This is a genomic window from Leptotrichia sp. oral taxon 879 str. F0557 (genome assembly GCF_000469385.1).
Taxonomy (GTDB): domain Bacteria; phylum Fusobacteriota; class Fusobacteriia; order Fusobacteriales; family Leptotrichiaceae; genus Leptotrichia; species Leptotrichia mesophila.
In genome coordinates, this window is sequence record NZ_KI271343.1 from 150234 (window position 1) to 169968 (window position 19735).

The 19735-nt window shown below is 29.5% G+C and carries 16 protein-coding genes; 7 read left to right on the forward strand and 9 right to left on the reverse strand.

What is annotated here, in order from left to right; genetic code table 11:
- Positions 1 to 351 precede the first annotated feature (351 nt).
- On the reverse strand, positions 352 to 2832 hold the full coding sequence (locus tag HMPREF1552_RS08710) for an AMP-binding protein (RefSeq protein ID WP_021744795.1): 2481 nt from the start codon (positions 2830 to 2832) through the stop codon (positions 352 to 354).
- A gap of 243 nt (positions 2833 to 3075) precedes the next feature.
- Between HMPREF1552_RS08710 and HMPREF1552_RS08715 the strand changes: the two genes are divergently transcribed.
- Positions 3076 to 3375 carry a YciI family protein gene (locus HMPREF1552_RS08715; protein ID WP_021744796.1) on the forward strand — a complete coding sequence of 100 codons (300 nt, stop codon included), beginning with the start codon at positions 3076 to 3078 and terminating at the stop codon, positions 3373 to 3375.
- Positions 3376 to 3517: 142 nt separating this feature from the next.
- On the opposite strand, the gene HMPREF1552_RS08720 is transcribed toward HMPREF1552_RS08715, so the two are convergent.
- The 8 genes from HMPREF1552_RS08720 to HMPREF1552_RS08755 form a co-directional block, all read right to left on the reverse strand.
- Complete coding sequence (locus tag HMPREF1552_RS08720) at positions 3518 to 4771, reverse strand: Glu/Leu/Phe/Val dehydrogenase (protein ID WP_039901518.1); 1254 nt, start codon at positions 4769 to 4771, stop codon at positions 3518 to 3520.
- A gap of 186 nt (positions 4772 to 4957) precedes the next feature.
- Complete coding sequence (locus tag HMPREF1552_RS08725; protein ID WP_021744798.1) at positions 4958 to 6556, reverse strand: prolyl oligopeptidase family serine peptidase; 1599 nt, start codon at positions 6554 to 6556, stop codon at positions 4958 to 4960.
- Between the two features lie 69 nt (positions 6557 to 6625).
- The gene (locus HMPREF1552_RS08730) at positions 6626 to 8020 is read right to left on the reverse strand and encodes a sucrose-specific PTS transporter subunit IIBC (RefSeq protein ID WP_039901488.1); all 1395 of its coding nucleotides are present in this window, start codon (positions 8018 to 8020) and stop codon (positions 6626 to 6628) included.
- Between the two features lie 285 nt (positions 8021 to 8305).
- The gene (locus HMPREF1552_RS08735) at positions 8306 to 9304 is read right to left on the reverse strand and encodes an ABC transporter substrate-binding protein (protein ID WP_039901489.1); all 999 of its coding nucleotides are present in this window, start codon (positions 9302 to 9304) and stop codon (positions 8306 to 8308) included.
- A 63-nt stretch (positions 9305 to 9367) separates the two neighbouring features.
- Complete coding sequence (locus HMPREF1552_RS08740) at positions 9368 to 9952, reverse strand: ATP-binding cassette domain-containing protein (RefSeq protein WP_021744801.1); 585 nt, start codon at positions 9950 to 9952, stop codon at positions 9368 to 9370.
- Positions 9942 to 10718, reverse strand: a complete 777-nt coding sequence (locus HMPREF1552_RS08745; RefSeq protein WP_021744802.1) for an ABC transporter permease — start codon at positions 10716 to 10718, stop codon at positions 9942 to 9944. The genes HMPREF1552_RS08740 and HMPREF1552_RS08745 overlap by 11 nt, the downstream gene beginning before the upstream one ends.
- Before the next feature lie 349 nt (positions 10719 to 11067).
- The gene (locus HMPREF1552_RS08750) at positions 11068 to 12129 is read right to left on the reverse strand and encodes an SIMPL domain-containing protein (protein ID WP_021744803.1); all 1062 of its coding nucleotides are present in this window, start codon (positions 12127 to 12129) and stop codon (positions 11068 to 11070) included.
- A gap of 38 nt (positions 12130 to 12167) precedes the next feature.
- The gene (locus HMPREF1552_RS08755; RefSeq protein ID WP_039901491.1) at positions 12168 to 13289 is read right to left on the reverse strand and encodes an SIMPL domain-containing protein; all 1122 of its coding nucleotides are present in this window, start codon (positions 13287 to 13289) and stop codon (positions 12168 to 12170) included.
- 557 nt (positions 13290 to 13846) lie between these two features.
- Between HMPREF1552_RS08755 and HMPREF1552_RS08760 the strand changes: the two genes are divergently transcribed.
- From HMPREF1552_RS08760 to HMPREF1552_RS08785, 6 genes are all read left to right on the forward strand, one after another.
- Complete coding sequence (locus tag HMPREF1552_RS08760; protein WP_021744805.1) at positions 13847 to 14797, forward strand: PASTA domain-containing protein; 951 nt, start codon at positions 13847 to 13849, stop codon at positions 14795 to 14797.
- Between the two features lie 121 nt (positions 14798 to 14918).
- Positions 14919 to 15773, forward strand: a complete 855-nt coding sequence (rsgA, locus tag HMPREF1552_RS08765) for a ribosome small subunit-dependent GTPase A (protein WP_021744806.1) — start codon at positions 14919 to 14921, stop codon at positions 15771 to 15773.
- A 52-nt stretch (positions 15774 to 15825) separates the two neighbouring features.
- Entirely contained in the window at positions 15826 to 16458 is a 633-nt protein-coding gene (rpe, locus tag HMPREF1552_RS08770) for a ribulose-phosphate 3-epimerase (protein ID WP_021744807.1), read from the forward strand.
- A gap of 157 nt (positions 16459 to 16615) precedes the next feature.
- Positions 16616 to 17278 carry a MarR family winged helix-turn-helix transcriptional regulator gene (locus HMPREF1552_RS08775; RefSeq protein WP_021744808.1) on the forward strand — a complete coding sequence of 221 codons (663 nt, stop codon included), beginning with the start codon at positions 16616 to 16618 and terminating at the stop codon, positions 17276 to 17278.
- Positions 17279 to 17301: 23 nt separating this feature from the next.
- Positions 17302 to 18933, forward strand: coding sequence for an NFACT family protein (locus HMPREF1552_RS08780; RefSeq protein ID WP_021744809.1), 1632 nt, complete (start codon positions 17302 to 17304; stop codon positions 18931 to 18933).
- A 121-nt stretch (positions 18934 to 19054) separates the two neighbouring features.
- Positions 19055 to 19315, forward strand: a complete 261-nt coding sequence (locus HMPREF1552_RS08785; RefSeq protein WP_021744810.1) for an HPr family phosphocarrier protein — start codon at positions 19055 to 19057, stop codon at positions 19313 to 19315.
- The last annotated feature ends 420 nt before the right edge of the window (positions 19316 to 19735 follow it).

Genomic DNA, 19735 nt, shown 5'->3' on the forward strand with positions numbered 1-19735 from the left:
AGTCCTGTGCGTCTACCGATTTCGCCACCAAGGCATTTACAAGTTTTTGTTGTTTTTCAACTCACAAGTACTCAATTAGTATATCATAATTAATTTTTATTGTCAACACCTTTTTTAAAATTTTTCTTATTTTCTCATTTGGGTGTATAGGATACTCAAATATCATGCTAAAATACATAATAAAAACTAAGATTTCTCATTTCTTTCTCTTAATTTTTATAACAAAAGAAAGAATGTCTCTTAGTCAGAAATAATCTTACTATTATTATATATTTTATGGAATAGTAAGTATATAAATTTTATAATTAGATTTTTCTATCTTTTCAAGACATTCTCTTGTATTAAATTTTATTAGTTTTCAACATATTCTTTTATAATTTTTTCTGCTTTTTGCGTAATTTCATCATAACTTCCTTCTGGCGAGAATTTTTCCAGCACTGCTACTTCGATTTTTTTCGGTTTTGGGAACTTCATGTATCTTGAATATGCTTCAAATGCACCTTTTATTCCCAGACATTGGACATCTACATTTAGTTCCTTTGCAATTATAGCAAATACTTTTTTAAATTGAGCAACTTTTCCATCTTTTGTCCTTGCTCCTTCTGGGAAAATTACGATGCTTTTACCACTTTTTAGATATCCAACTATTTCTTCTACACTTTTTCTAATATTTTTATTAATATCAATTAAAACGACATTTCCATTTGAAACAAGAAGTTTCATTACACCTTTTTTAAAATACCAGTCAATTGCTAAAAATAATGTATTAAAAACAATTTTATTTGGAAAAAGTGATCCTAAAATCAATGGATCTATAAAACTTTGATGATTCGATACAAAGATTTGTGGGTTGTCTGTTAATTTTTTTCTGTCAACTTTTTTTACTCTGAAATATAAGTCAACTATTGGCTGAAATACTTTCAACAGTTTTGTTACCCATCGGTTTTTATCATCTTGTATAGGTTTTGTTTCACTTATAATCTGTTTCCAGTCTACATCACTATCTTCAAATTTTGTTGCTTTTTGATTAATGTACTCTGATAATAGTTTCAAGTTTGGCATTTCAGCAAATTTTTCTTCATCTAGTTGAATTCCAAAACTATTTTCTATAAATGCAAAAAATTCTACAATGTCAAGTGAATCCATTCCGATTTCAAGTTCCAGATTTTCTTCGGGCTGTGGTTCAATCCCTTTATTTTTCTTGACATATTCTTTTAAAATTTTATATGCTTCGTCTGTAGGTTCAGGTGTTTTTTCTTTTTTTACAATTTCATTTTTTTCGTATAAGTCCGGCAGCATAAATCTACGTGTCTTTCCAACACGTGTTTTTGGCAGTTCTTCTTCAAACAGTTTGTAATCAAGTACTTTCTCATAGTTATGTGCCTTTAAATTATAGTCCTCTACAATATTTTTGATGTAGGCTTTTGTATTTGTAATTCCACGTTTTCTAAACTCTAATAGATCTGGAACGATTATTGCAGCTAACTTATTTTTATAGTTAAAAATACCAATTTCCTTGATTAATCCATTACTTTGTGCAATTACTCTATTTTCAAGCGTTTCAGGGTCAATATTCTTACCATTTGAAAGGACAATCATTGTATTTTTTCTTCCACGAATTGTAACGTATCCTTCTTCATCAATTGTCGCTAAATCTCCTGTCTTGAACCATCCGTCTTCAGTAATAACTTCCGCCGTCTTATCGGGTTTGTTATAGTAACCTTTCATAACAATTGGTCCTTTAACCCACAATTCTTCATCTACAATTTTTACATCCACATTGCATAATTTTTTTCCAACTGTTCCAATTTTTCTTTCTTTTTTTGAATTTACAGCAATAACTGGTGAGGTCTCTGTAAGTCCATAACCTTCAAGGGCATAAAATCCCAATGTTTCATAAAACTTTGAAATTTCAGGATCCATTTTTGCTCCACCGACAACAATGAAGTCAAGATGTCCACCGAATTTTTTATGGACTTTTGCAAAGACTTTTCTTTTTATCTTCAATGATTTGACATTGCTCATCATTTTGTAAATAAATCGTGTAATAAATTTTGCGTCAATTTGCTGCTTTATTCCATCATAAAATAGCTTAAATACTCTTGGAACACCTATTATTGCAGTTACTCTATTTTTTTCAAGTGCATCAAATATTTCCTTGCTTGCAATTTTTTCTACAAATACAATTGAAGTCTGATATTTTAACATCAAAAGAACGCTCGCCGTCAAAGGCAGAACATGGTGAAACGGCAATATTGCCAAAATCTGATCTCTGTAATCAAATATTCCTTTTTCATAAAGTCCTTCCATTTCAGTATTTAAATTATTGAAAGACAGCATTACACCTTTTGGACTTCCAGTTGTTCCTGAAGTATAAAGCATAGCCGCTGTTTCATCTCCAGCTGGATTTTCGAGTTCAAACTGCATATTTTTTATAGTATTCATTTTTTCATGTTCAACTGTAATTTTATCCACATTTATTATTTTTACAGTATTTTTTGAACTATATTTTTCAACTGCTTCAAAAATAGTTTTTTCTGTTTCATTTGAGCAGAAAATTACGTTTGGATGTGAATCTTCCAGCACGTATAAAATTTCGCCTGAATTACTATTGGCATCAAGGGCAATTCCAGCTGATTTTTTATCCCATACTGCAAAAAAGCTGTAAATCCATTCTGGACGATTTTCCATAACAATCAGTCCAAACTTCTCCTTTTCCAATTCAACTATATACTCAGAAAAATATTTTATATTATTTATCAAATCAATATAATTAATATGTTTATTGTCAAAGTCAACTAATGCCAGTCGCTCTGTTTTCTTTAAAAACATAATTTTCCTCCTTTTTTTATTAACACATCCTAAATTTAATTTAGTATACCATAATCATAAATAAAATTCAATTTGACATTGTTTTGCATATAAAATTTTTTTCTACTGTAAAATATAGTCTTTGAAACTATTTTGCTATAGTTTTACTAACAAACTAAATATTTACATTGATTATTTTAAAATATATTGTACAATATAATTATATATCGTGTAAAAAATAATTATAGAAAGGAAAGTAGTCCTATGAAACCAATTTTTGTTATATCTACAACTTATACAAAATCGCTTGAAGAAGTGGGAAAATTTAGGCAGGAACATTTTGAATTTATTCAAAAAAATATTGATGCTGGAAAATTTATCGCAGGAGGTCGCCAAAATCCCCCAACTGGCGGACTTATTTTAGCATACAACGTAACAAAAGGGGAACTTGAGGAAATATTAAAGGAAGATCCTTATTACAAAAATAATTTAATAGAAACCGTAATAACTGAATTTACACCTGCACTATTTGATGAGGATTTTAAAAAATTACAAGAAAAATAATTATTAATTTAGATTGTCAATCATAGAATTTAAATTATCTAACATCTTAATAAAAAAAAGAACCTACTCTATAATCAATAATGTATAAAATAGAAATAGGTTCTTTATTTTTGTATTTAACTTAAATCAAGAATTTAAAAAATTAATACCATCCTCTTAATTTCATTGCTTTTGAAATTCTTTCAATACTCTTCATATAAGCAGCATTTCTCAAGTCTACTTTGTATTCATCTGCTAAGTTCCATACATCTTCAAATGCTGTTGACAATAATGCATCTTCTTTTTGCTGAACTTCTTCAAATGGCCAGTAGTAACTTTGTAAGTTTTGTACCCATTCAAAGTATGAAACTATAACTCCACCTGAATTTGCTAGAATGTCAGGAATAACTATAATTCCTTTTTTGAATAAAATTTCATCAGCTTCTGGAGTAGTTGGTCCATTTGCTCCTTCTGTTATTACTTTTGCTTTAATTCTGTCAGCGTTTTCAGAAGTAATTTGATTTTCTAAAGCACATGGTGCTAAAACATCAACTTCCAATTCTAACAATTCAGCATTTGTAATATCTTTTCCGTAACCTTTGTTTGCTGTAATACGTCCATTTTCTTCAAAGTCTTTAATTACAGCTTCCATGTCAATTCCATTCTCATTGTAAATTGCAACATCTGTATTTGAGAATGCTACAATTTTTGCACCATCTTTGTGTGCGTAGTAAGCTGTATAGAACCCAACATTTCCAAATCCTTGTACAGCGTATGTTGCTCCTTTAACATCAATGTTTAATTTTTCTAATGCTTTTTTAGCTGTTAAATGAACTCCGTATCCTGTAGCTTCTGTTCTTGCAAGAGATCCTCCAAATTCTAAAGGTTTTCCTGTGAATACACCTTTTGTTGATTTTCCTGCAACTTCTTCATAAGCGTCAACCATCCATGACATGATTTGTCCATTTGTGTTAACGTCTGGAGCTGGTATGTCAACTTTTTCTCCAATGATTGGTGAAATTGCTTTTGCAAAACCTTTAGAAATTCTTTCTAACTCAGCTTTAGAATATTCTTTAGGGTTAATTGCCATTCCACCTTTTCCCCCACCGTAAGGGATTCCTGCTACTGAACATTTGAATGTCATCCAAGTAGACAGCGCTTTTACTTCATCTTTTGTTACATCTGGATGGAATCTAAGTCCACCTTTGAAAGGCCCTACCGCATTGTTATGTTGAGATCTGTATCCTACAAATGTTTTAACTGTTCCGTCGTCTAGTTTTACTGGGAACGATACTTCTAACACTCTCATAGGATTTTTTAGAATTTCATAAACAGCTGGATCTGCATTCAATTTATCACAAGCTGATTTGATTTGTTTTTGAGCAATCTCAAACGGATTTAATGTTTCTTTTGCCATCGTTTCTACCTCACTTTTCTCTAGTCTATCTCGATTTTTATCCATTAAAAATCTTCTCTACTGTTACATCATACTACAATTTTACACAAAATTGCAAGTATTTTTTGCACAACAAGTGTTATTTTTAACATTTTGAGGTTTTACAATTATATATTTTATCGTACAAAATAAATACTTCCAAAAATTTTATTTTCTATTACTTTTTTTCTGAAAATTCATCCATTCAAATATATTTCCAAATGTTTTCCCATTAACTTTAGCCTTTTCATTCCCACCTTTTCCAGCATTACTTGGCTCAAATCCGAAAGTTTCGATATCTTTGGAATTTTTTATTTTATCCCTGTTCTGCACACCTTCCACTTGATTATTCAAAAAATATATCCACGAAAAATGTCCAGGAAATCTTGAATTTGATACATCTGTTCCAACTACGTTTTCATAATATGAAAACCATGCATTGTCTGCTCCTGCTTTTAATAAATCTTGATACGTTGGAAGTGAGAATTTGTTTGGTATAACAATTTTATCATCGGCTGCCGCAATAAACCACACTGGCGTTTTTTTCATTTTTTGAATTTTTTCTCTCGTTACCCATAATTTATTTGTTTCAATAAATTTTGAAATTATACTGTTGTTTCCATTTATTGTAACTTTAATGTTATTTTTCTTGTAGGTTCCATCGGAATTTTTTTCATATTCGCGGTAAGCATACGCTTCGCAAATCGGTACAGCTACAGCGAAATAATTTGGATAAGTAATTATCATATTTACAGTCATATATCCGCCGTTTGAATCTCCAGCAAGATAAATTCTGTCTGTATCAACATACGGATTATGTTTTACGTATTCCTTAATTGTGTCCATCAAAATTTGAGTATATCTGGAAATTCCACTTCCATTTCCGTTAGTTCCATCTCCTTCGTTCATCCAGTACGTTGGCGACTGCACAGCTAGCACAAATGCACCTTTCGTATCAGTTCCTCCAGAAGTAAAATATTTCTGAATTTCCTCTTTCGCAAGTGCCGAAGTTTCTGTTCCCAAAATATCAATATCAGGATCTGTTCCGCCTTCTCCTTGTCCGTGAAGCCAAATAATTAAAGGTTTTTTTACTCCTGATTTTAGACTTTTAGGCTCATAAGCTGCCATTTCCAGTTTCAGATTTTCCATTTTTTTTGTAATCGGATTTTTGTAATTTCCACTAAATGAACTTCTATAATTGAATAATTCTGTATCAGTTGAGACTCTATTATTAATTACATTTTCTTTTTTATTAACTAAGTAATCTTTCCCATAAACTGTAACTTTTCCTTCAATTTCCACAATATATTCTTTTGCCCATTCATTAAAAAATTTTTCTCTGTTATATATAAATGGCGTCCCTTCATACTTCAAAGTTTTTGTATCAAACTTATTTTCCAGCTCAAGCGTAATAATTCCTGTGTCAAACGCCTTTTCCCCTTTTCTATCAGACACATAAACATTTTCTACTTTTCGTTCAAATCCATTCGTTTTCACTTTCCAGCCATCTTTATTTAAATTTGTTATTCTGTAATCATTTATTTCTAAAATAATTTTGCTAACAGCAGTCCCGCTTTCAAACCCTTGTACAAAAATACTGACTTTCTTCACACCATCATAATTCGATAAATTCACAGTTTTTTCACTCACTTTCCCACTATCAGTTCTTTTTCTTCTCACTTTTTTCCTGTTCCCACGTGTCGCACCATTCACAATTACTCCAGCAATTAACATAATAAACAAAATCATCGCTAAACTTTTTTTCATAAGTAATCACTCTCCTCATTTTTTATATTTTTAAAAAAAGCAGGAGATATAAACTCCTGCCAAATTTTACTATTTATCAAGTTTTACAAACATATACGTTAATGCAAAACTCACTCCTGCTCCTGCTATTATTGAAATTAGATATAAAGGCATTTGCGCATTTAAAAATAACAACATTCCTGGCAACACCGTAACTGCCATTCCAGAAGCCTTAAGTCCAAAAATTGAAGCTAAAAACCCACCTGTTGCTCCACCTGCAAGTCCCATTAAGAAAGGTTTTCCTTTACCTTTGATTAAATTTACCCCATAAATTGCTGGTTCTGTAATTCCTAATGCTGCTGATAGTGCTGATGGTAATGCCAATGCTTTTAATTTTGCATCTTTCGTTTTAACACCAACTGCTAAAACTGCTCCAAATTGTCCTGATACTGCTGCTGATAATAATGGATTAAATGGATTAAATCCATCTTTTGCAAGTAATTGAATTTCCAAGAAGTTAAATATGTGATGCACTCCTGTTACAACTATTAATTGTTGAAGTCCTCCAATTATAATTCCTGCTATTCCAAGCGGTAATTTTAAAATCCATTCTGTACCAATTAAAATATAATTTTCTAGACTGTGGAATACTGGACCAATAACGAATAATCCTAATGTACTCATTACTAAAAATACAATAAATGGCGTTAATAATAAATCTAATGCATCTGGAATAACTTTTCTTAATCTTTGTTCTAATTTTGCTCCTATCATACCTACGAATAATGCTGGTAAAACTGTTCCTTGATATCCAACTACTGGAATAAACTTAAAGAACATTATTGGATGTGCATCTCCCGATGCTACTTGATAAGCATTTGGTAAAGAACCGCTAATCAACATAGAACCTAATACAATTCCCAATACAGGCGATCCACCAAATACTTTAAATGCAGACCATGCAACTAATGCTGGTAAAATAATAAATGCCGTATCTGTTAATACTTGTGTATACATTAAAAAATTAGGATTTATACTTTCTGGCGTTGTTCCCATCAATTTTAATAAATTTTCATTTGTTAATAATCCACGAAGTCCCATAAATAAACCAGTTGCAACTAATACTGGTATAATTGGAACAAAAATATCTCCAAATGTTCTTGAAATTCTTTGAATAACACTCCCTTGTTTTGCTGCTTCTTTTTTCATATCGGATACCGAAGATTCACTTACTCCTCCAAGTCCTTGAACAGCTTCATAAACTTTATTTACAGTCCCTGTTCCAAATATTACCTGAAACTGTCCTGAATTAAACATTGTTCCTTTTACTTTTTCAATATTATCTACCCTGTCCTTGTCAATTTTATCCTTGTCAACTACCATAATTCTAAGTCTTGTTGCACAATGTGCAAATGAACTTATATTTTCTTTTCCTCCAATAGCTTCTATCACTTCTTTAGCTATCTCTTCATAACTTTTTGCCATTTTCATCTCCCTTACAATTTTTTTAACAATAACATTAATTATACCTTATTTTTTTTAAAGTCAATACTATTTTAGAAAAAAGCTATAAATTTGCTTAAATTACAATAATATATTAATATTATTCTAAAAATAAGATTAAAAAATATAAAATCATTAATTATTACAAATCATATATCAAGAGAAACATTTTAATAATTTTGATGTTTTAGAATTAAATTTATAAAAAGTTTTATTTCTAAAATTTTTTATTGAAAAAAGACTGCCTTGTAAAAGCAACCAAAAAAATTAATTTATGATATAAAAATCGTCTTTTGGCAATTTACCTCCAACAGATTTTGGATTAGCTTTATATAGTATTTTTAAGTATTCTGTCATTTTTTCCTTCATTTCGTTTCCTGCAATAAATGTGATATTCGCTCTTGGGATGGCTCTTTTTGCGACAGGTTCAGGAACGATTCCATATTTTCCAGTCAGTTTTGCAGCTTCATTAGGATTGGCACTTAGAAATTGTATTGATTCCTGATATTCTTTTAAGAAGTTTTTTACTGCTTCAGGATTTTTTTCTGCAAATTCTTTTCTTACAATAACTACTCCTGAAATTTGGGATTTTGGCAGAGTTCCTTTTACTTTGTCCCATTCATCGCCCATAGAAATAAGTACCTTTAATTTGGGATTTTTAACTTGCGCTGATGACAGGAAAGGTTCAGGCAGCATTGCGATAGCATCTTTCTCACTTGCTAAAACTGCAGCAACTTCTGTAGCTTCAGACTTAAATTCTATTTTCACATCTTTTCCTGGCTCTAGTCCATTTCCTTTTAGTACATAATTTAAGACAATTTCAGGAGTTGCTCCTTTTCCAAAGGTATATATTGTTTTTCCCTTCAAATCTTGAATAGATTTTACAGTATCATTGTTCCCGACTATATAATTAATGCCTAATGCCAGTATGGAGGCAATTTTTACATCTCCATTAGTTTTGTTGTACATAACAGAAGCCAGGTTTGATGGTATAGTGATTATGTCATAATCTTTTTTTGCAACTATTGCAACAACTTCATCTACTGAATTTATAATAGAAGTTTCATATTTGTTTGAAGTTTTTCCTGCTTCATTGTCTGCAAATAATTTTACCATGCTCACAGCTGGAGGCCCTTTTAAGGCTTTTACCTTGATTTTCCCCTGTTCAGCCTTTTCTTTGACTTCATTCTCCTTTTTGTTTCCACATCCAATAAGAATAATCAACATTAAAATTGAAATTAAAATCACTAAAAGTCGTTTTTTCATTTCTACCACCTCTAAATATAAATTTTATGTTATTTTAGGATAACGCACAATCCTTTTAACAAACTAATTAAATTTTTCCAAATTTACAATCGTACTGTCAAGCTGTCTCGCCTCTTCTATATCGTGAGTGACTATAATAACAGTCTTTCCTCTGATTTTTTCCTTTAGATATCTAATGACATTTTTTTTGGTTGTCTCATCCAGCCCCTTAAGCGGCTCGTCAAATATTATAATATCAGATTTTGCCATTATGCATCTTATAATTGCCACACGTCTTTTCATTCCTCCGCTAAGAGTTTTTACAGGTTTGTTTTGGCTTTCTTTTAATCCTATTTTTTCAAGTTCGGCAGATATTTCCCTGATAGAAGTTTCTTTTCCACAAACTATCGAAATGTTTGTAATCGCTGATAGATTTTCACATAATCTATCCTCCTGAAAAACGGTGCTAATTTTTTGGTTTTCAAGTCCTGTAATTTTACCTTCGTCGTACTTCTCCAGCCCCATCAGTATTCTAATAAGAGTCGTCTTTCCAAATCCTGATTTCCCCATAAGAGCCGTTACTTTTCCTGCTTCTATTTCCAAAGAAAAATTTTTAAAAATTTTCTTTTTTCCATATTTCTTAGTAAGATTATTTATATTAATATTCATAGGTGTCTCCCATTATTTTTGCTATACAGTACCTGATAATGTACAAAAATATTTTTTCGCTAATATATCCCAAAATTATTATAACGATTGTCCACGAAAACAAATTTTCAGTATTCAGATAAATCTTTGATTCATAAAGGCTTTCTCCAATCGAACCTTTCGGCAGCCCAATAACTTCAGCCGCAATTCCAGCTTTCCATGCAAGTCCCAGAGCAGATGTTCCAGCCGATTCAAAGTAGGGCATAACTTGCGAAACATAAATATACACAATCTTTTTTAAAATTGTAATGCGAAATATTTTAGCCATTTCCAATAAATTTTTATCCACTTCCTGCAGTCCTTTCAAGACATTTGTATATATTATGGGAAACGCCATAAATATTGAAATTATAATAGACAGTCTTTCGGGCTGGAACCAGACAAGAAAAAGCATAATCAGAGATGCTACCGTAACTGACTTTATAACAGTTATTAAAGGATTTAACAGAATTTTTACTATTTCATATCGATATGACAACACAGCAAGCACAGTTCCAAGCAGTATAGCCAGTAAAAATCCTGACGATATTTTCGTAAAGGAATAGAGCACAGTTTTCCAAAAATCCGCTTCTTTTATATATTCCTCAATTTTTCGTAAAACTTCCAAAGGAGAAGAAAGTATAAGTTCCTGATTAATTATCCTTGAAGTCACAAACCACACAATAAGCCAAAATATTACTGCAAATATCTGTGTAAGACTAAAAAGCCTGATCTTATTTTTTGTCATACAGCACACCTCTCAATTTTTAATTATTTATTTAAAACTATTCAAAATCAAACTTTAGAATAGAATTATTATAATTTTTAAGTTTAACTTTAAAATAATATTAGTATATTTTAACACTATTTATTTTGATTTTCAAGTATTTTTATTATAAAACTATTTTAGGAAATGTTTATGTACAAATAGAGATAGATGAAAAATTAGTAAGAATCAGATATTATCAAACATCAAGAATAATTTTTTCTCTTAAATAAATAAAAAACTGCACCTCCAATCTTATATTCAAGATTCAAGATGCAGTAATCCTCAATTATAAAGAATTTACTTATTGCCAGATTAACTTTTAAACTTACTAGTCCATTTCAAATTCAATGTAGACAGTTTTTGAAATATTTAATTTTTTTGGAGAAATTACGATATTTCTTCTTGTAGACTCGTCAATTAGTTCTCTATCACTTTTTCTTAATTGCACTACATTTGTTGCGTAATTTGCTTTGTTATAGTAATTATAGTTGTAATCGTAGTAAGGCTGGATAACTTCGTTTGATTTATCCGTTATTGTTACAGGATTTTTTAAGTTTAAATCTGTTTTTCCAAGAATAACTTGTGCTTTTTTCAAGGCTTCTTTATAAGCATTTTCGTAAAGTTCATTTTCTAATTGCTGCTTATTGTCAATGTCGTATTTAATTTGTCCAGTTGCCCCGATTCCCAATGCACTTGCTACATTTATGATATTTCCTAGATTTTTCAAATCTCTTGTTTCAACTTCTATTTGGTGTGAAACAACTTGAATATTTTTTTTGTTGTTTGTGTTTTTTTCAAGGCTCACTTCTTTGTTGTCGTATCCTGCGATTTTTACTGTGCTTGATGAAATTCCAACTCTATTTAATTTTTGCTGAATGTCGTTAAATTTTGACATTGCATTTTGGTAAGCCTGCTTGCTTGTTGCATTTTGAGATTCGATAGTGAAAATATATGTGCCGTTTTTGCTTCTGTTTAGAGAATAAACTTTTTCATTTGCAAGTACATTCATAAAGTTTTTTAATGTCTCAAGTGAGATTTTGTCAACTTCTACTGAAAGTTTTGTCTGATATTCCTTTTTTCCTTTATTTTCAACAACTGTGTCCCAGTTATATGTTTCATAAGTGGAATACTCTGTTGAATTAATCTTGTTATATTTTGTGCCAGTTTGAGCAAGCAATCTTTTGTATCTTTCCAGAATTTGTGCATTTTCCGCACTCGCCTTATCCAAACTTTCATTCTCAGTCTGAATCGTAAGATCAATTTTTGCCGAATTTGGTGCAATTTCCTTCTTTGAAACCCCTCTAACCTGTATTCTTTTTCCAACAACTTCACCATCTGCAAATGATAATACTGAAAAAATTGTCATAAGTAACGCTATTATTCTTTTCATTTTAAAAATCCTTTCTTTCTCAATTTCAAATTATTTTCTTATTTCATTTCATACATAACTGAAATATTTTGTGTTAATTTTAGTGGTTTTGGAGTGTAATCAACTCCGACTCTCCCTGCTGTTCTCGATTTTCGCATATCAGCACTATTTGAATATTCTTCCATCGCAATCGGTGCCGCTGCCGCTTCATACTTCACTTCCCAGTCTTGATCAATCCTGTCAATCATCTTTTGCTGAAATTCCACATCTTCACTCACAATAATCGGTGTTCCCAATTTCATCTTACTAGAACGCAAAATGCTTTCTGCCTTCTGTTTTGTCTGATTATATGCATCTTTATACATTTCTGACTCAATTCTGTCTTTGTCTGACAAATCAAAGTTAATTGATCCGTTTATATTTATTCCATTATCATCAGCAATTGAAATTATTGTATTAAGCTCCTTTATATTTTTTGTCGTAAGCACAAACTCGTTTGTAACATAGTAGACATCTTTTCTTGAATTTTTGTTATCTGTTGTATAATTTTCTTTTATCGTATAATCACTTAAAATAATATCACTTTCACGGATTCCAGCCGAAATCAGCTTTCTTCTTGAAGTATTAAGTTTGTTAAACACTTTATTTAAGGCTTGATCAACCGTTGTCCCGTTTTCATTTATGTTAAATGCAAATGTATTTTCATCAAAATTTTTCTGAATGCTTTGCAAATTATCCCCGTCTTCCAAGTCAATCAATGCTGAAATCTTGTTAAAATCAGTATTTTTTACCAGCATTGACATATTTATATCATAAGAAGTTGGCTTTTTATCAGTCTTTTTGACAGTTTTATTTGGAACAGTTTTCACATCCAGAATATCTTCATCATCTTGATATTCGGTTCCTTTCCTATTGTAAAACGCCTTTGTTTCCAAATTCTCAAGAGATATTTTCCTAGCTCTCAATTCACTTTTAAACTTCTCAATCTTCTTATTAACCTCGTTAGTCGTCTGGCTTAAATTACTCCCCTTTTCCTCAATCTTAAAATTAATTTTTGCCAAATCTGGCATAACTTCCCTTTCTGCATTTCCCGTAACACTTATCTTTCTAACAATATTATCATTTGCACTAAACGAAAGAATACTCATAAGTGAAAAAAGTGCAATTGCTATCTTTTTCATATTTACCTCCATAATTCTAATTTATTATTTTTTAAAACTTCTTATATTTTGTATAAGTATAACATACGTATATTAAAATTAAATGAGGGTTTTTATTTTTATTTCAAAATAAAATTTATCAGATGATTATTGTTGATAAATATTTTCCTATAATTTTTTATTTATTTTTACAGAATCGCATATTACCGTCAATTTTATGATGAAAATCAATTCTGTTTTTATCATTAATAACATTAACTAGCTGTTTATTTTCTAAACTTCTTTCATACTTCTTTTTCTAAAAGATAATTTCTCTCACTGTTTAAAGCTTCCTCTCTCTCTTACTTATCGCCTTTAATATCATTTAATTCTCCATTATCTTGTATTAAAGATTAAATTCCATATTTGTATAAACTACGCTTTGTAATATGTCACATAAATTAATTTCTTCTAGGTAAGATTTCTTAAAAAATATAAAAGACGAATTACAATCTAAAAAAATAAATTTATATCATTTTTTCAATATTTATGATATTATATAGAATAAAGAATTAACAATAAAAATAACGAGGTGAAAAATGGCCACAAAATATAAATTTAATTATGGAAAATTTTTTAGAACTATTATTGTACTGCTTTGTTTAGTGGCATTAATAAGATTTGGTAAGGATGTTTTTGAACGTCATTTTTTTAACACTAGACTTACAGTTATTCCTGATGTTATGAACCTTAATAAAAAGGATGCTGTAAAATATTTGAAAAAAGCCGGGTTAAAAGTCAAAGTTATTAATTCTAAAACAGAAAAAGTACCATTGGATACGGTTTATAACCAAGATCCACGTCCGGGTAAAGAAGTTAAAGTAAACAGAGTTATAAGAATCTGGGTAAATAACGGAGAAGATGTAAAAGTACCTAATATTATTGGACTGGAACTACTTGAAGCAAGATCTCGATTAAAAGGGCAAAATATTCAGATTGAAACGATTGATTATTACCCGTCTAATCAGAAATATAATACGATTTTGGGAGTTTATCCAAAACCAGGTACAAAACTTGAAATTAACCAAAAAATTTCAATACTAGTTTCTTCACAGCAAATGGTAGATCCATCAGTTATGCCAAATATAATAGGACTTGACTTAAATGATGCAAGAGAATTGTTAAAACAAATTGGACTTGATATTGGAAATATTTCACGTACAAGTGACCCAACATTGCCTGTAAATACGATTATTTCTACAAATCCTGCAGCTGGAACTAAGATTCAGAGAGGACAGAAGGTATCAATTGTATTAAATACTGGAGCAGCTCCGAAAAAACGTGAAAGATCGACAGAGGAAATTATTAATAAATCTCAAGAAGAAATAGATAATCAGGAAATTGAAAGAATTATTGATAATACAATTAACAAAATAGATCAGCAAGGTACTGAACAAAAAAATAATGGAAACACTCAATCTTCACCACGTAACAATACACAAGGCGGAGGAAATAATAGTGATTCTAGTGACGATGATGGTGACGAATAGCTAAAACAGCAAAAATTTAGAAGGGAGATGGGAGTTATTTTGAATTTTTATTTTAAAATTTCTCCCAAATATTTTTATTAAAGGAAAAGTTATTAGAAAAATAAAAGGATTTTACTATGTTTTGGATGAAAATTCCAAAAATTTGAATGAAGAAAATATTTATGAATGTAAATTACGTGGAACATTAAAAGTGAAAAATGATAAAATGAATTGTGTTATTGGAGACTGCGTAGAATTTGACGAAAAGGAAAAAGTTATTGAAAAAATTGAAAAAAGAGAAAACTTTTTATATCGTCCACTAATTGCAAATATTGATTTTATTGGTATTCTTTTTGCAATAAAAAGCCCAAATTTTGATTTTATAAATTTTCAAAAAATGCTCTTAAATGCAAACTCTCAAAACATTCCAGTTATACTAATCTTATCCAAGATTGATTTAGTTTCAGAAGAAGAGCTGGAAGAATTTTTAAATAAATTTAGAAAAATTTTTAGAGATACAATTTCTGTTTTTCCAATTTCTACACAAACAAATACTGGACTTACAAAATTGAAGCAATATATAAATGAAAAATCTGTTGTAATTTCAGGACCGTCAGGAGCTGGAAAATCAACACTTATTAATACTTTGATTGGAAAAGAAATACTAACTACAAACGATATTAGCGAGAAAACTAAAAAAGGACGACATACTACGATAGAAAGTCGATTTTTTATGCCAGCTCCACATTCATACATAATAGACACGCCAGGATTTTCAACACTTGATTTTCCTAAGCTGGAAGAAAAAAAAGAACTGGAAAAATTATTTCCAGAGTTTCTCGAATTTATTCCTGACTGTAAATTTCGAGACTGTATTCACGTAAATGAGCCAAATTGTGCAATTAAGGAAAATATAGAAAATGGCAATATTTCAAAAGAACGATATGATTTTTATTTATACTCGCTTGAAAATATACGATTTTTAAAATATACCTAAAACCTGACATTTAATTTAAGAATATTTAATTAAAGAAAAGAGTTGATTTTTTATGGATAAAAAAATTATAATAGCACCTTCGCTGCTTGCCGCAGACTTTAGTAAGCTAAAGGAAGAAATCACAGAAGTGGAAAAACTCGGAGCAGAATACCTGCATTTAGATGTTATGGATGGAAATTTTGTTCCAAATATAAGCTTTGGAGCTCCTGTCATTTCATCTTTACGAAAACATAGCAACCTTGTGTTTGATGTACATCTGATGGTAAACGAGCCAGATTATTTAATAAAAGATTTTGCTGAATTTTCAGACATAATCACAATCCATGCCGAAGCTACAAAGCACTTGAACAGAACAATACAATTAATAAAATCTTTCGGAAAAAAAGTAGGTGTCGCATTAAATCCATCTACTCCGCTGGATGTTATAAAATATGACCTGGATAACATTGATATGGTTCTAATTATGACTGTAAATCCCGGTTTTGGCGGACAAAAATTCATTCCTGAAATGATACAGAAAATAAAAGATTTGCGAAAAATTAATAAAAACATTGATATTGAAGTGGATGGCGGAATAAATGACAAAACTGCTAAGCTGGTAAAAGAGGCTGGGGCAAATGTGCTGGTTGCAGGTTCCTATATTTTTAGTGGAAATTATAAAGAAAAGATTGATTCCCTGAAATAATGTAAAAGTATCTTAAATTAAACTCAAAAATTATGTCTACTTTATTCAAATCCTGAAATTATCTATCTATTAGATATTAAAAGAGGTTAAATGCAAAAAATATGAAAAAACATATAAAATAAAAAATTGTAAATAAAAGAAGAAAGGAACAGTTAAAATGTATGAAAAAATAGAAAATCTATTAGATAAATTTTATAAAACATATTACAAAATTGAAGAAATAAATTTAAATCAGGTAATTAAATGTTTAACTACATCTGAACTTCATATTATTGAAGCTATTGGAGAAAATGAAATTACAATGAATGAATTATCTGATAAATTGGGCATTACAATGGGAACTGCCTCAGTTGCAGTAAATAAGCTGACTGATAAGCAATTTTTGGAACGTTCCCGATCAGATACCGACAGGCGTAAAGTTTTTGTAAAACTAACTTCAAAAGGAAAAGTTGCATTAAACTATCACGGAGATTTTCACTCAAACATTCTAGAAAAAATTACAGATGATATTCCACAAAAAAAACTGGACACATTTATCGAAGTTTTTGAAAGAATCGTAAAAAACCTAGATAAAGTCAAAAAAGACATTCAACCCGAATCAATCTTAAATTTTGAAAAAAATGATTTAGTGCAAGTCTCTTCAATCAAAGGAAGTACTGCAATTAGAAAATACCTAAACGAAAAAGGCGTTATGATAAAATCACTTATAAAAATTTTAAATATTGATAAATATTTAATAACTTTAATTGTTGATGGGGATGAAAAAGTTTTAAATATTGAGGATGCAGAAAATATCATGGTTAGGAAAAATACGCTTTAAAAGTTGTAGAAAGGGAGTGAAATATGCTTTATTTAGATGGAATTGGGATTTCATTTTTGATAAAAGAAATAAAAGAAAAAATATTACGATATAAACTGACAAAGATTTTCCAATATGACAGAGTTTCATTTTCACTCTTTTTTGGAAAAAATAACTTAATTTTTCAAGTAAAAGACAATTCAACAATTTTTTATTTAAAAGATGAAAAAGATCCAAATACTAATTTTCAGTCAAAATTTTTATTGTCATTAAAAAAATATCTGCAAAATTCAATTTTGATAAATATCCGTCAAGAAGGTTTTGACAGGATTGTTTATTTTGACTTCGAGAAGTTAAATCAGTTTGGAGATGTGGAAAAATATACGTTAATTATTGAGATTATGGGAAAAGCGAGCAATATTTTTCTGACTAGCAAGGACAAAATTTTGTCTGCTCTTTATTTTACTTCAATTGATGTTGGGAACCGTGTTATTATGACTGGCGCGAAATATACATTGCCATTTGAGGAAAAAAAGATTTCACCTATATATCTAGAAGCTGAAAATTTTCCATTTGAAACAGAAACTTTTATGGAAAAAATTGAAGGTGTGGGGCGTGCCTTTGCACTAGAGTGTTCACAAAATTATGATACTTTCAAAAAATATTTATCTGGCTATAAGCCAGTAATGTATGAAATCATAAATCGTGGAAAAATTCAAAAAGTGCTAACTTACAACGAATTTTCTGAATTTAGCCAAAAGGAAAATACAAATTTAAAAAATGGAAGAAAATATTTTGAAACCGTAAATGATGGTTTAAATGCTTATTTTAAAACAACTATTACTTCCAATGTTATTAGCGAAAAAAAGAAAAACTTGCTAAAATATGTTGATTCTCAAATAAAAAAATTCAAAAAAATTGAAAAAAATATAAAAGTTGACTTGAAAAAAAATGAAAATTTTGAAAATTATAAAAATATCGGGGATATTTTGGCAGCAAATATGCACCAAATAAAATACGGAATAAAAAAAGTTACAGTTTTTGACTTTTATAACAATCAGCAAATTACAATAAATTTGGATCCTCTCTTATCTCCAAACGATAATCTGAATTTTTATTATAATAAATATAATAAGGGAAAACGAACTATTTCAGCCTTAAATTCTAGATTTTTAGATATTCAAAATGAGATAAAATATTTTGAAGAAATAAAAATGTTTATCGAAAAAGAAAATGATTTTATTGGAATTGAAGAAATTGAAAACGAACTGAATTTAACAAATAATGGAAATAAATCGAAAAACAAAATCAAATTGAATAAACCAAAAAAGCGTGATTTACTGTCATTTGACTATAATGACTTTCAAATTTTCGTTGGAAGAAATAATAAGGAAAATGAAGAAATATCCTTTTCCAAAGGACAACCGAATGACATTTGGTTGCACATAAAGGATATTCCTGGAAGTCATGTCCTTATTTTACGAAATAATCAAGAACTTCCAAACGATGTTCTTTTGCATGCTGCAAACCTTGCCTGTGAGTATTCTAAAGCGAAAAAAGGCGACAAAGTTACTGTTGATTACTGTGAAAGAAAATTTGTAAAAAAAATAAAAAATAGTAAACCAGGAAATGTTATTTATACAAACTTTCACTCTTTATTAATTGATGTTCAATAACTTTTTTAAATAAACTATATTGTTTGACTGTCCAACAGAAAAAATGTTCTTCAGACTTATTGACAAATACCGAAAACTGTTGTAAAATTAAAGTAGAGATATAATTAAGGAGGATAAATAAATGGCAAGTAAAACAGTTACTATGACAAATCCTACAGGATTACATACAAGACCAGGTGGAGTATTTGTTGCTAAAGCAAAAGAATTTGAAAGTACAGTAGAAGTTGAAAATGAAGGAAAAAAAGTAAACGGAAAATCTTTATTAAAACTATTATCAATTGGGATCAAAAATGGTTCAGAAGTTACAGTTCATGCTGAAGGACCTGATGCTGATCAAGCAGTTGAAGTTTTAGGAGAATTATTAGCAACTATCAGAGACTAATAAATTGTAGTAATTAAGTGAAATAAAAATATTGTTTTTTATAGATTTGTTATAGAAAATATGTTTTATTGAACTAGAAAAAAAGACTTTCTTATTTTTAAGATCGTCTTTTTTTTATTTGTTATTTATTTTCATACTAACTATTCTGTGAATTTATATTTTGAATTGTTTTGTTTAATAATTGTTTTTTCTTATACTATACTCAAACCTATTTAAAATTAAACTACTAAAAATTATATAAATTTAAGGTTTGAGTAAAATAGTCATAGCCTTTTAAGTTTGTTTTTAAAGCAGTTTTACTATAAATCCTATTTAAATAACGAATTTATTACAAACTTCTCCAATAAAGGATAAAAACCTAGTATTTCAAAATAATTAAAATATAATTTAATAAACCGACGGAGCTTTTATTTGTTCAAC